We start from the raw sequence: 13,591 nt of genomic DNA, 5'->3' as shown, positions 1-13,591 counted from the left end.
TATTGGTTGTTGAAAGATGTATTGGCTGAAGAATTACATCAACCACTTCCACCAAACAAATACGGCTAAGAAACCAAACAGGTAAACAAGACCCGCGATAGACAACCATTTTAGCTTGCTGCCAATGGCTAGTGCTTCTGGAAGCTTAGCCTTATTCACTAGGATGAAGTTAAGCAGCGCGAAGAATGGCGTAGTCGCAAAGGCAAGTACCATCGCAAAATCAAGCATTGGCATCAGTGCAGCGCTAAAGAACATCACAATCGCTAATGCCGCGAGAGAGACAATGATGATCCAGCCTTGCAGCATTCTAGGGCTTGAATCTTTTTTGAATAATAGGCGTTGTGATTCAGCAAGCACGCGAGAGTAGCCATCGATAACGGTAATCGTGCTACCAAAGATACAGAAGAAAGCGATAAGAGCGATTAGCGGACGAGACCATTCACCAATTGTCGAAGCGTAGATACCGACCAATTGATGAGTGAAGCCAACGCCAGAGCGAGACAGTTCAACACCTGAACCGTGAAGTACCAACGCACCTAACGCGACGAATACTAAAGCAAGCAGAGCCGTACCAATGTAGCCGACATTAAAATCGAACAGTGCTGATTGTGCGGTCACTTCCTGCTTCTCTTTTTGGCTTTTTAGCCACATAGAGGTGATGCTTGATATTTCGATAGGCGCAGGCATCCAACCCATGGTCACCACGATAAAGCCGATAGCCGCCAACGACCAAGGCGACGGTGGAACAAAAGCAGCATCAGGTTCGACTGGAGAACCGATAGCAATGGCGACTGCGGCTAAGGTTGTGATGGTTAAGATCGCCATGATCGCTTTAGATAGTGTATCGAGCGCGCGATAATGGCCAGCAAAAAGAATGATCAAACAGGTCGCTAAAACGATCATGCACAATGTGCTGGTGGCTAATTCGAAAGGAACAAAGTAGCTAAGTAGGCTTGCACTAAATAACAGTAGTGCTGCAGTATTTACCACGGCGGAAATGGCACTCAGTATCGAAAAGATAACAAGGTAAGGTCGGCCAAGGTTAGAGTATCCTTCCACCAAACTTTGCCCTGTACCAAGAGTATATTGGATACCAGCTCTGAAGAATGGGTACTTAAATATGTTTACCAGGATAATAAGTGCGGCAAGCTGCCAACCATAAATCGCACCAGCCTTGGTTGAGGCGACTAAGTGAGATCCACCTACAGCTGCTGCGGCCATCATAATTCCTGGGCCAAGGGACTTGATCAAGCTTGATAGGGGAGCTGAGGCTGGTGTTTTTGTGTTGGTGGTTTTAACCGTACTTTCCATCATTTTTCCTTTGATGCTGACTTCTTATTTTCCGTTACTCTATCAATACCATGTTTCGTAAAGTCGTCAACTTTTATGTACAAAAATATTGGAAATTGTATTTAATAATAAACAAATCAACTGTAAATTATTTATCCACTAGTAATTAAGAGGCTTCAATGGCGTTAGAACAGTACGCACCACCACGTGAACCGTGGATTGATATTGTCTATCAAGATGACGATATTCTTGTGGTGAACAAGCCTGCTGGCCTACTTTCAGTGCCGGGAAGATTGCCAGAACATTACGATAGTATGTGGAGTCGGTTAGTTGTCGAATTTCCGGAGATTCAAGTCGTGCATCGATTGGACATGTCGACATCGGGCTTGATGCTGCTCGCTAAACATAAACCAGCAGAGCGACATCTGAAGAAGCAATTTCAATACCGACTGACTCACAAACTTTATTACGCACGAGTATGGGGTTCAGTTGAAAAGAAAGAGGGATTGATTGACCTTCCTCTTATTTGCGATTGGACGAATCGCCCGAAGCAGAAAGTGTGTATCGAGGACGGTAAATCATCTCAGACTCGCTATGTGATGGAGCAACAAGAGGCTCAAACGACATTGTTGAAGTTACTGCCGATTACCGGCCGCTCTCATCAGTTACGTGTGCATTGTATGGAAATAGGGAACCCAATTGTGGGCGACGAGTTTTATGCAACGCCAGATGCGTTTAACTATAGCGATAGGTTAGCTCTGCACGCGTGTGAACTGAGTTTTTATCATCCGGCTGATGATCAGTTATTCAAAGCCTTTGTTCCGTGTGAGTTTTATCCTCAAGCATCGCCACAAATCGAGCAGCACTTTGAAATTGCGCCAGAGCTTCCAGACTACAGTAAGCTAAAAGCTTAGAATGGTCTCATCAATACCAATTCAAGGACGTACAATGCCGAAGTTGAAAGTGGTCTTTCTCGACAGAGCCACCATCCCATCTCAAATCCATTTAAAACCTATTAGCTTTGAACATCAGTGGGTAGAGTATGACTTTACTGATCCAGAACTCGTTGATGAACGCGTTGCAGGAGCGGATGTTGTTATCACCAATAAGGTTGTGCTCAACGCTGATAATTTAGCTCAAGCACAACAACTCAAGCTGATCGCTGTGTCAGCGACAGGCGTCAATAATGTCGATGTCGACTACTGCAAGAGCAACAATATCGCGGTGGCTAACGTACAGGGCTACGCGACTCAATCAGTGCCTGAGCATGTGATTGCAATGCTATTTACGCTCAAGCGAAACCTTGTCGGTTATCACCAAGATATTGAAGCGGGAGAGTGGCAGAAGGATAAGCAGTTCTGTTTCTTTACACATCCGATTCAAGATATTGCAGGCAGCACATTGGGATTAATCGGTAGTGGCAGTTTAGGGCAAGCGACCGCGATTCTGGCAAAAGCTATTGGTATGAACGTCATCTTTGCTGAGCGTAAAGGGGCAGACTGTTGTCGAGAAGGCTATTTGCCTTTTGAAACTGTTTTAAAGCAAGCGGATGCGATCAGCCTACATTGTCCATTGACTGAAGCGACTCGTAATCTGATTTCAGAGCAAGAGCTAGCAATGATGAAACCAAGCGCGGTGTTGATCAATGCGGGACGAGGTGGACTTGTCGATGAACAAGCCTTGGTTGAAGCTTTGAAAAGTAATGAGATCGCAGGCGCGGGCATGGATGTGTTTACACAAGAACCGGCAGACAACTCGAATCCACTATTGGCCAACAGTCACCTACCTAACTTATTGCTGACACCCCATGTGGCGTGGGGCAGTGACAGTTCAATTCAAAAGCTGTCTGATATCTTAATCGATAATATTGATGGGTTTGTCGCGGGTAATCCGCAGAACTTAGTGCGTTGATTCTTGAGATCTTTACTACGATTGGTATTAAACGGTGCGAACACAAAACAAAAAAGGTTGGCTTTTAGGCCAACCTTTTTAGATCGTTGTGTCGATTAAGTGATTTAGCCTTGCGGCTTAACTACCAATACATTGATTGGTGAGTTCTGTACCACTTTGCTTGCAACAGAACCAAGCACAACTTTGTCGATTTTCGAACGCTTATGGCTAGGCATCACGATAAGGTCAGCGCCCAGTTTTTCTGCGTAATCTAGAATCGTTGTGTAAGTCTTGCCTTCGGCAACGTGAACCTTATACACCACTTCATCGTCAATGTGCTTGTCAGCAAACTCTTTGAGCTGATTTTTCACATCAAGCTTCATTTGGTTCGCTGCATCTTTCGGGAAGTAAGACGCAACCATCGACATGTGAATGCCCGGTAGTACGTTCAGAATGTGGACTTCAGCATTGCTGTGTTTCGCGTGCCATACCGCTAGCTCGACTGCTTTATCAGAAAAGCCTTTGTCGTTAAGATCAACGGGAACAAGGATTTGTCTATACATGTATTCGTCTCTTTTTGAGCAGCGCTTAGTACATACCAAACGCTGTAATTATCTTTTCCATGTAGTAAAAAAGCCAAATAGAGTAGAGCGCTACTTGGCTCTATCCATTACGCGCTAATCTCATCCTTACGAGCACGTCTTCTTTGGTTCATCGCTAAACCAATCAAAATCAGTAGGGCAGGTAAGAATACCCACTCTTTCATTGGTCGATCTGCATCTTGGATAACGGATTTAATTTCCCAATCAAAGTCAATGCCAGCGGCTTCTGCAGGGCTACCAAACTCAACCATATCAACAATCATCTTGTTGTCAGCTTGTGTCAGCATTAGGCCCATTGAAGCAATGCGGTCTTCACTTGTTGTCGCAGAATCTTCAAACGGAAGGCGAACTGTTTTCTCAGAATAGTTACCTTCTAAGTTTTCGCCACCTACTCTCAATTCAAGTGATTGTCCCACAGATAGATTTTCTGTGATTTGAGCGATCTCAACTCCAGGTGAAAGAACTTTCTCTGGATAGATCATGTCCCACCAGAAACCAGGGCGGAAGAAAGAGAAGGTCAGAACGATAAGCAGCACCGTTTCCCACCACTTGTTCTTCGTGAACCACCAACCTTGTGTTGCTGCTGCAAAGATAAGTACCGCAGTTACAGAAGAGAAAATCGTTAGCGCTAAGTGCCACCAAGAATCAATACCCATCAACAGGAGTTGGGTGTTGAAGATGAACATAAATGGCAGAATCGCGGTACGAATATCGTAGGTAAAGCCTTGAATACCAGTACGAATCGGGTCTGATTTCGCAATCGCGGCGGCCGCAAAGGCTGCCAGACCTACCGGAGGCGTGTCATCGGCAAGAATACCGAAGTAGAACACGAATAAGTGCACCGCAATCAGTGGGATGATAAGACCGTGCGCAGCGCCTAGGGTCACGATTACCGGCGCCATCAGCGTTGATACAACGATGTAGTTCGCCGTTGTTGGCAAGCCCATACCTAAGATCAAGCTGATTACTGCAGTGAATAGCAACATAAGAATGATGCTACCGCCTGAGATAAACTCAACGAAGTCCGTCATTACAAGGCCGATACCTGTCAGAGTCACCACGCCTACAACCGTGCCTGCTGCCGCTGTCGCTACACCGATACCGATCATGTTACGTGCGCCTGAAACCAAGCTCTCTGCTAGGTCAACGAAACCGGCTTTAGTTTGCTCTGCAAGATCGTCAGATTTGTTCATCAGAGTCATAAGAGGGCGCTGAGTGATCAAAATGAAGATCATGAATACTGTTGCCCAGAATGCAGATAGACCTGGAGAGAAACGTTCAACTGTTAAACACCAAACTAGTACTACGATAGGCAGTAGGAAGTGCAGGCCAGATTTAATCGTTGGGCCTGGATCCGGAACTTCTTTTAAATCTGCATCGATTTCCATGCCACCTTCAGCTGCGTATTTTGCTGATACGCGAACCAAAGCAACATAAGCGACTAATAGAGCCACCGTTACGATTGGTGTTGCAGCATCGCCAAAGACATCTTTCGTCCAACCGACACCGTAGTAAACCGCGGCACTGATAACACACAGACCTAAAATGGTACCCGTGAAAGATAGTAGGCTTTGTACGATAGTTGGCGTGTGGCGACGTGGTAGGCCGGTCATACCTGCTTTACATGCTTCTAGGTGAACAATGTAAATCAGAGCGATGTAAGAGATCAGAGCGGGCAGTAGCGCGGCTTTGATTACTTCTACATACGAAATGCCCACATACTCAACCATCAAGAAGGCGGCTGCACCCATGATAGGTGGTGTTAATTGACCATTGGTTGAAGCCGCGACTTCTACCGCACCGGCTTTTGTACCTGGGAAACCAACGCGCTTCATTAGTGGGATAGTAAAGGTACCCGTGGTTACCACGTTTGCAATAGATGAACCTGATACCAAACCAGACAGGCCTGATGCTACAACGGCTGCTTTTGCTGGGCCGCCTTTCATGTGACCAAGCAGTGAGAATGCGACCTTAATAAAGTAAGCACCAGCGCCAGCACGTTCTAGCATTGCACCAAACAGTACAAACAAGAATACGAATGACGTCGATACGCCAAGTGCCACACCGAATACACCTTCAGTCGTTAACCACAGATGCGACATTGCCTTGTTCAGGCTCGCACCTTTGTGGGCAATAACGTCCGGCATGTGAGGGCCGCCAAAGGTATAAAGTAGGAATACTGCTGCCACAACCATAAGAGGTGGACCCAAAGCGCGTCGTGTTGCTTCAAGCAGTAAAACCATACCGAATACAGCCGCAACAATATCGAATGTTGTTGGTGCGCCCGAGCGCTCAGCGAGTTCAGTATAGAAAATATAGATATAAGAAGCTGAAAAGCTACCTACAAGCGCTAGTATCCAATCGACTGCGGGGATGCGATCCCTAGGCGAATTCTTCATGGCGGGATAAGCGGTAAAGGCTAGGAAAATAGCAAACGTAAGGTGAATTGCTCGAGCTTCAGTGTCGTTTAAAATTGCGAAGTTAAAAATGAACGGCAGCGGAGATGCATACCAAAGTTGGAACAGTGACCAACATAGAGGCACAAACCATAAAATACGGCCTTGGATACCACGAGGGCTACGCGCACCAGTATCTGATTGTGCCACCATTTCTTGCACATCTGGAGACGGTGATGTTGTCTGCGTCATGTACTTTATCCTTATTATTGATGGTCTGCCTTTTCTTACGAACAACCAAACGTTATTTATTTCCTATCTAGTGTAGTGAATGGATAGGGAAGTGCGTTCTTTGTTCGTCTTTGTCTTAGGCTTGATACGAAGGTAAGTCCTCCAAATTGGAGAAACTTAAAGGGTTGCTCTTTTCACTTAAATTATTTTTATAAAACGTGAAAAGTCAATAAGGAGGGCTAGCCTCCTTATTGGTGTAGTAGGCTTAAAGTAGAGTTACTTTAGAAGGCCCACTTCTTTGTAGTATTTTGCTGCGCCTGGGTGAAGAGGGATAGAGATACCCGCTTTAACCATGTCTTCTTTTTTCAGGTTAGCAAATGCTGGGTGTAGGCGTTTGAAAGTGTCAAAGTTTTCAAATACTGCCTTAGCAACGTTGTATGCAACTTCTTCAGAAACGTCTGAGGTTGTTACCATAGTTGCTGCAACACCGAAGCTGTTTACGTCAGCGTCAGTACCACGGTACATACCAGCAGGAACTGTGCTGTAAGCGTAGTATGGGTTTTCAGCTACGATCTTGTCGATCTGTGGACCTGTTGCTGAAACCAGTTTTGCATCACAAGACGTTGTTGCTTCTTTGATTGATCCGTTCGGGTGACCAACCATGTAGATGAATGCATCAATCTTGTTATCACAAAGTGCTTGTGAACGCTCAGAACCTTTAAGTTCAGAAGCAAGCTTGAAGCTGTCGTTAGTCCAGCCCATAGCGTCCATTACAACACCCATCGTTGCACGGTCACCAGAACCTGGGTTACCAATGTTTACACGCTTACCTGCTAGGTCAGACACATTGTTGATGCCAGCATCAGTACGAGCGATGATGTTGAACGGTTCTGTATGTAGAGAGAACATCGCGCGAAGTTTCTTGTATTCGCCCTGATCTTTGAACTTACTTGTACCGTTGTAGCCGTGGTATTGCCAGTCCGATTGAACAACACCGAAATCTAGTTCACCAGCACGGATGGTGTTAACGTTGTAGATTGAACCACCAGTAGACTCTACAGAACAACGAATGTTGTGGTCTTTGCGGCCCTTGTTCACTAGTTTACAAATTGCACCACCAGTCGGATAGTAAACACCCGTCACTGAACCAGTACCAATTGTGATGAACTCTTGAGCGTTAACAGCGCCAGCGCCCATTACAGCAGCTGCAATAGCACCAACTTTAATAAGTTTGGTAAATGCCATGAATTTCCCTTCCTTTATTCATTATTAACCCTGAAACAAGTGTAGTCGTTTCTGGAGTTTCCTATTTGGAAACGGCACCTTTTTCAATCCATGTGATGAAAAAGTGGCTGAATAATATCAAAAATTGGCAGAAAATTACTCGAATGTTAAAAGATATAGCTAAAAAATCTAACAAATGATGTCTAGATCTCGTGTTTAATTTGCTACTGAGTTTTTTAAAATCAATGATTTAGTGTAATTTCGGGAAGGGAGTATGGATATTCTAGGATGTGATTTGGATCACGAAGCGAATAGATGTTCGTGATCCATTAGTAAGGCTGATAGTTATGAAACAGTGATCAATTATCCTGCGTATTCAAACAGTTCGCACACTGAATCAAACAGTTGCTTAGTGGTAACCGATAACGTTGGAGTAATGAAGATAGTGTCATCACCTGCGACTACGCCCAGTATACCTTCCGACTTACCTAGTGAGTCTAATAAACGAGCAATCAGCTGCGCCGCACCAGGGCCTGTGTGTATCACCACCAATGCATTGTTGTGGTCAATATCTAGTACTAATTCTCGTAAAGAGCTAGAAACGGTCGGAACACCAAGTTCAGCAGGAAGACAGTAAACCATCTCCATTTTTGCGTTACGAGTTCGAACGGCACCAAACTTGGTTAACATACGCGAGACTTTAGACTGGTTGATGCTTTCAAAACCTTCGTGTTTTAGGGCATCCACAATTTCGCCTTGTGAGCCAAAACGTTCTTCTTTTAGTAAGGCTTTAAATGCACGAACTAAGTTGTCTTGCTTTTCTGTATTGCGCATATGTCATTCTTATTCATTAACAAAGATGTTTGCATATTCTCGCATACATATTCAATTTTAGCCAAAACATCCCTGTAATTTGTTAGTCATATCACTGTAAATATTTAATAGAATAATGTGTTATTTGCGACGACTTATTTTGTTATTTCAGTCGATTATCGCCATAATGCGAACTTGCTGTGTAGCACGGTTTTATTGACTTGCGCGAAGTCGCAAAGCTAGCGTTAATTGATTGTAATCACTTTGTGATTAATATAGTTTTTTAACTTAGATTTAGCTCAAGAATTACCCTACAAAGAATCTATAAGAGAAAGCTCTCAAGGAGAATAACAATGAAAGTAGCTGTTATTGGTGCCGCTGGTGGCATCGGTCAAGCCCTAGCCCTACTACTTAAGAACCGCCTACCTGCTGGTTCAGATCTTGCACTTTACGACATCGCTCCGGTAACACCGGGTGTTGCTGCCGATCTTAGCCATATCCCAACGCCTGTTTCGATCAAAGGTTACGCGGGTGAAGATCCAACACCAGCACTAGAAGGTGCGGATGTTGTACTTATTTCAGCAGGTGTTGCTCGTAAGCCTGGTATGGATCGTGCGGATCTTTTCAATGTGAATGCTGGCATTGTTAAGTCTCTTGCAGAGAAAATCGCAGTTACTTGTCCTACTGCTTGTGTTGGTATCATCACGAACCCAGTAAACACAACAGTGCCAATCGCGGCTGAAGTACTGAAGAAAGCGGGCGTTTACGACAAGCGTCGTCTATTCGGTATTACGACTCTTGATGTGATTCGTTCTGAAACGTTCGTTGCTGAACTAAAAGACAAAGATCCAGGCGACATCCGTGTTCCTGTTATCGGTGGCCACTCAGGCGTAACGATTCTTCCTCTACTTTCTCAAGTTGAAGGCGTAGAGTTCACTGACGAAGAAATCGCAGCACTAACGACTCGTATCCAAAATGCAGGTACAGAAGTAGTAGAAGCTAAAGCTGGCGGCGGCAGTGCGACACTGTCTATGGGTCAAGCGGCTTGTCGTTTCGGTCTTGCTCTAGTGAAAGCGCTTCAAGGTGAAGAGAACGTGATTGAATGTGCATACGTTGAAGGTGAAGGCGAGCACGCTCCATTCTTCGCACAGCCAGTTAAACTTGGCAAAGAGGGCGCTGAAGCGATCCTTAGCTACGGTGAGCTGAGCGACTTCGAACGTAACGCTTTAGATAGCATGCTTGAAACGCTAAATGGCGATATTGAGATTGGTGTTGAATTCGCTAAATAAGCGAGACGCTATTTAACTCAGTCTAAAGCTAATTATTAAGGGCCGGTCATTATGATCGGCTTTTTTGATCCTGAAGTTCAAACTACTCGTATTCGACTCTACAACCAAGGTGAAGGTAAATGTTATGGCTACTGTTCAGAAGGGTATGAATGTCGAATATTTGGGGCACTTAGGAAAAGTATTGGTAATTGATGAGCAAGAGCAGTACGCGTTAGTAGAGACTTACAACGGGCACGAGCAATACGCAGTGCCAATGGAAGAGCTGGAAGAAATTGAAGCTCAACTGCCGTTATCATTAGAAGCGAGTCGATATTGAATTTGGCGCTCTTACAAATATTTGTTCAAAACTGAAAAAAGAGCCCTGAGGCTCTTTTTTGTTATTTATATAGAAGCTAGTTGTCTATCAACGAGCTTACTTTCTGCGTTTAACAGCTAAGTGTGCGAGCGTGGTTAGCGCTTGCTTATATTCAGAGTCAGGAAGTACAGAAAGCTCAGCGATGGCTTTATCAGCCTCTTCGTAGGCTTTATTTGTTGTGTACTCTAAAGAGCCTGTCTCTTTCATCACAGCCATAATGTCGTCGAGACGTTCCATGCCGTTCGCTTTCTCAATCGCTTCACGAATCATGCTGGCTTGTTCAGGAGAGCCATTATGCATTGCGTAAAGTAGAGGCAGTGTTGGCTTGCCTTCGGCTAGATCGTCACCAACGTTTTTACCCATCTCTTTACCATCTGCAGTGTAATCCATCACATCGTCTATCAGTTGGAAAGCGGTGCCTAGGTATTTACCATAGTTCTGCATTGCTGTTTCGATCTCTGGTGATGACTCAGTAAGAATCGCACCGATTTGGGTCGCAGCTTCGAACAAACGAGCAGTCTTAGAGTAGATCACCTGCATGTAGCTTTCTTCTGTGGTGTCTGGGTTATTGCAGTTCATTAATTGTTGAACTTCACCCTCGGCAATCACGTTTACCGCTTCACTCATTAGCTCAAGGATCTTTAAAGATCCTAGCGTTGTCATCATTTGGAATGAGCGTGTGTAGATAAAGTCACCCACCAAAACGCTAGCGGCATTACCAAAAGCGGCATTGGCCGTCGCTTTACCGCGTCTCATGTCCGATTCATCGACAACGTCGTCGTGAAGCAGGGTTGCGGTGTGAATAAACTCGATAAAGGCTGCAGAGGTGATATGAGCTTCACCTTGGTAACCGAGTGCGCGAGCAGATAAAAGAGCAAGCAAAGGGCGTAGGCGTTTGCCACCACCACTAACGATATAAAAACCAAGCTGGTTGATTAAACTTACGTCAGAATTAAGTTGGGCTTGAATTGTTTCATTCACTTTTGCCATATCATTGGCAGTAAGCGTTTGGATAGCTTTAAAATCCATTGTTCATCCGGCTGAAGTTAGACCCTGTAAGGCTTATACGTTGTATTTAATTGTTGAATAATACACTAAAAAACGTTGATTAATACATCGCTAAAGGGCATGATTGCCGCACTTTTCTTTGGCGAACAGGTTTTCGCCAATTTTTTAAAAATATGGCTTGTCATAGCGCCATGATTCCCGTAGAATCTGCGCCCTATTGATTAGTTTAGCGCACACCCGAGTTGTACAATTAACAACCATAGGCTGTGCGGAAAAAGCGGAGTAAAATATGTACGCTGTTTTCCAATCTGGTGGCAAACAACACCGAGTAAGCGAAGGTCAAACACTTCGTTTAGAGAAATTAGACGTTGAAACTGGTGCAACTGTTGAATTTGATAAAGTTCTTCTTGTTGCTAACGGCGAAGAAATCGCTGTTGGTGCACCTCTTGTTGAAGGTGGCAAGGTTACTGCAGAAGTAGTACAACACGGTCGTGGCGATAAAGTAAAAATCGTTAAGTTCCGTCGTCGTAAGCACTCGCGTAAGCAAGCTGGTCACCGTCAGTGGTTCACTGAAGTGAAAATCACTGGCATTAACGCTTAAGTATTAGGAGAGTTTAACAATGGCACATAAAAAAGCTGGCGGTTCTACTAATAACGGCCGCGATTCAGAAAGCAAACGTCTTGGTGTTAAGCGTTTTGGTGGTGAATCTGTTCTTGCAGGTAACATCATCGTTCGTCAACGTGGTACTAAGTTCCACGCTGGCACAAACGTTGGCATCGGTAAAGACCACACTCTTTTCGCTCTTACTGAAGGTAAAGTGAAATTTGCTGTTAAAGGTCCTAAAAACCGTAAGTTTGTAAGCATCGAAGCTGAGTAATTTAATTTTTAACTAGATTATTTTATTAGCTTTCAAGCTGAATTCAAAAGCCCTGCCGATTCGGCAGGGTTTTTTATTTATAGCAAGAATAAAAAAGCAGACGCTCTTGTTTTGGTTTTGAGAAGCCGTTTTATTTTTTGATAAACAGTTTGGTTTTTAAGAAGCCGTTTGTTTTTAAGAAATAAGAAGCAAAGAACCTCTCCTTATTTGTTCCTTGGTTGCAGGTCGGCCTAGATCTTAGGTGATCGATCTAAACACGGATCTGCTAGAATTTATATCACTCCTTGATGAGTGGTAACGCAACGTAAGTGCGGAGTTAAAAAATGAAATTCGTTGATGAAGCGGTAGTAAAAATAGAAGCCGGTGATGGCGGTAATGGTACAGTTAGCTTTTGGCGCGAAAAATTCGTCGCTAAAGGTGGTCCTGACGGCGGTGATGGCGGTGACGGTGGTGATGTTTACATCCAAGCGGATGAGAACTTAAACACGCTGATCGATTATCGTTTCCAACGTTTTTACAACGCAGAGCGTGGTGAGAACGGTCGCGGTGGTAACTGCACTGGCAAACGTGGTAAAGACATTACACTTAAAGTGCCTGTAGGTACTCGTGCAGTTGATATCCACACCAACGAAATCGTTGCTGAAGTTGCTGAACACGGCAAGAAAGTGATGGTTGGTAAAGGTGGTTGGCACGGTCTTGGTAACACGCGTTTTAAATCGTCTGTTAACCGTGCTCCTCGTCAAAAGACAATGGGTACTAAAGGCGAAGTTCGTGAACTGCGTTTAGAGCTTCTTCTATTAGCTGATGTTGGTATGCTTGGTCTACCAAACGCAGGTAAATCTACTTTTATTCGTTCAGTATCTGCTGCGAAACCAAAAGTGGCTGACTACCCGTTCACTACCTTGATCCCAAGCTTGGGTGTGGTAAGTGTTGTCCCTGAAAAGAGCTTCGTTGTTGCCGATATCCCAGGTCTAATCGAAGGCGCAGCTGATGGCGCTGGTCTTGGTATTCGTTTCCTTAAGCACCTTGAGCGTTGTCGTGTTCTTCTGCATATGATCGACATTATGCCGATCGATCAATCTGATCCTATTCAGAATGCCCTAACGATCATCGATGAGCTTGAGCAATACAGTGAAAAAGTCTCACAGAAACCTCGTTGGTTAGTGTTCAACAAAGTTGACCTAATGCCAGAAGACGAAGCAGACGAAAAGATTCAAGAAATCATCGATGCTTTGGGCTGGGAAGGCGAGTACTTCAAGATCTCTGCTGTGAATAAAATCGGCACCAAAGATCTTTGCTTCAAACTTGGTGAGTTTATGGAAAACCTACCTCGCGAAGTTGTAGAAGTTGAAGAAGAAGAAAAAGTAGACTTTATGTGGGATGACTACCATAAAGATGCGATGAGCGGTAAGAATGTCGTTACTGAAGATGACGACGATTGGGACGATTGGGATGACGAAGAAGATGACGGCCATGTTATCTATGTTCGTGACTAATCCTCTTAGTTTCTCATAACACATCGGTCGCTTCTTCCAAGTACACTGATAGTTTTATTAAACCGCAATGAAAATTGCGGTTTTTTTGTATCTAAATCATTATGTCTTATCGAATTTTA

13 protein-coding genes are annotated in these 13,591 nt (G+C 44.3%); 7 read left to right on the top strand and 6 right to left on the bottom strand.

Annotation, left to right across the window (positions count from 1 at the left end; genetic code table 11):
* Positions 1 to 33 precede the first annotated feature (33 nt).
* The gene (locus tag MSG36_RS14695; protein ID WP_248368483.1) at positions 34 to 1,311 is read right to left on the bottom strand and encodes a divalent metal cation transporter; all 1,278 of its coding nucleotides are present in this window, start codon (positions 1,309 to 1,311) and stop codon (positions 34 to 36) included.
* 158 nt (positions 1,312 to 1,469) lie between these two features.
* Between MSG36_RS14695 and MSG36_RS14690 the strand changes: the two genes are divergently transcribed.
* Positions 1,470 to 2,204, top strand: a complete 735-nt coding sequence (locus tag MSG36_RS14690; RefSeq protein ID WP_248368482.1) for a pseudouridine synthase — start codon at positions 1,470 to 1,472, stop codon at positions 2,202 to 2,204.
* A 34-nt stretch (positions 2,205 to 2,238) separates the two neighbouring features.
* Positions 2,239 to 3,201: a D-2-hydroxyacid dehydrogenase gene (locus MSG36_RS14685; RefSeq protein ID WP_248368480.1), complete on the top strand. Its 963-nt coding sequence runs from the start codon at positions 2,239 to 2,241 to the stop codon at positions 3,199 to 3,201.
* Between the two features lie 104 nt (positions 3,202 to 3,305).
* Here the strand turns inward: MSG36_RS14685 and MSG36_RS14680 are convergent, their stop codons facing one another.
* The 4 genes from MSG36_RS14680 to argR form a co-directional block, all read right to left on the bottom strand.
* A complete protein-coding gene (locus MSG36_RS14680; RefSeq protein ID WP_048609641.1) occupies positions 3,306 to 3,743 on the bottom strand; it encodes a universal stress protein in 438 nt (145 codons plus the stop codon).
* A gap of 107 nt (positions 3,744 to 3,850) precedes the next feature.
* Entirely contained in the window at positions 3,851 to 6,430 is a 2,580-nt protein-coding gene (locus MSG36_RS14675; RefSeq protein ID WP_248368478.1) for a TRAP transporter permease, read from the bottom strand.
* Positions 6,431 to 6,685: 255 nt separating this feature from the next.
* Entirely contained in the window at positions 6,686 to 7,654 is a 969-nt protein-coding gene (locus MSG36_RS14670) for a TAXI family TRAP transporter solute-binding subunit (RefSeq protein WP_017061374.1), read from the bottom strand.
* Positions 7,655 to 7,996: 342 nt separating this feature from the next.
* Positions 7,997 to 8,467, bottom strand: coding sequence for a transcriptional regulator ArgR (gene argR, locus MSG36_RS14665; protein WP_004740827.1), 471 nt, complete (start codon positions 8,465 to 8,467; stop codon positions 7,997 to 7,999).
* A 332-nt stretch (positions 8,468 to 8,799) separates the two neighbouring features.
* Here argR and mdh point away from each other — a divergent pair, with 332 nt between their 5' ends.
* Positions 8,800 to 9,735: a malate dehydrogenase gene (mdh, locus tag MSG36_RS14660; protein ID WP_009847834.1), complete on the top strand. Its 936-nt coding sequence runs from the start codon at positions 8,800 to 8,802 to the stop codon at positions 9,733 to 9,735.
* A gap of 124 nt (positions 9,736 to 9,859) precedes the next feature.
* The gene (locus tag MSG36_RS14655) at positions 9,860 to 10,051 is read left to right on the top strand and encodes a hypothetical protein (RefSeq protein ID WP_017061375.1); all 192 of its coding nucleotides are present in this window, start codon (positions 9,860 to 9,862) and stop codon (positions 10,049 to 10,051) included.
* A gap of 96 nt (positions 10,052 to 10,147) precedes the next feature.
* On the opposite strand, the gene ispB is transcribed toward MSG36_RS14655, so the two are convergent.
* Positions 10,148 to 11,119 carry an octaprenyl diphosphate synthase gene (gene ispB / locus MSG36_RS14650; RefSeq protein WP_248368477.1) on the bottom strand — a complete coding sequence of 324 codons (972 nt, stop codon included), beginning with the start codon at positions 11,117 to 11,119 and terminating at the stop codon, positions 10,148 to 10,150.
* Between the two features lie 268 nt (positions 11,120 to 11,387).
* Here ispB and rplU point away from each other — a divergent pair, with 268 nt between their 5' ends.
* From rplU to cgtA, 3 genes are all read left to right on the top strand, one after another.
* Positions 11,388 to 11,699: a 50S ribosomal protein L21 gene (gene rplU, locus MSG36_RS14645; RefSeq protein WP_004740823.1), complete on the top strand. Its 312-nt coding sequence runs from the start codon at positions 11,388 to 11,390 to the stop codon at positions 11,697 to 11,699.
* 19 nt (positions 11,700 to 11,718) lie between these two features.
* On the top strand, positions 11,719 to 11,976 hold the full coding sequence (gene rpmA / locus MSG36_RS14640; protein WP_004735905.1) for a 50S ribosomal protein L27: 258 nt from the start codon (positions 11,719 to 11,721) through the stop codon (positions 11,974 to 11,976).
* A 323-nt stretch (positions 11,977 to 12,299) separates the two neighbouring features.
* Entirely contained in the window at positions 12,300 to 13,472 is a 1,173-nt protein-coding gene (gene cgtA / locus MSG36_RS14635; protein ID WP_017061377.1) for an Obg family GTPase CgtA, read from the top strand.
* The last annotated feature ends 119 nt before the right edge of the window (positions 13,473 to 13,591 follow it).

Source organism: Vibrio sp. 1CM8B (genome assembly GCF_023161685.1).
GTDB classification, from domain to species: Bacteria; Pseudomonadota; Gammaproteobacteria; order Enterobacterales; family Vibrionaceae; genus Vibrio; species Vibrio coralliirubri.
Note: the sequence above shows the minus strand (reverse complement) of the source record. Positions and strands in the feature narration are given on the sequence as shown.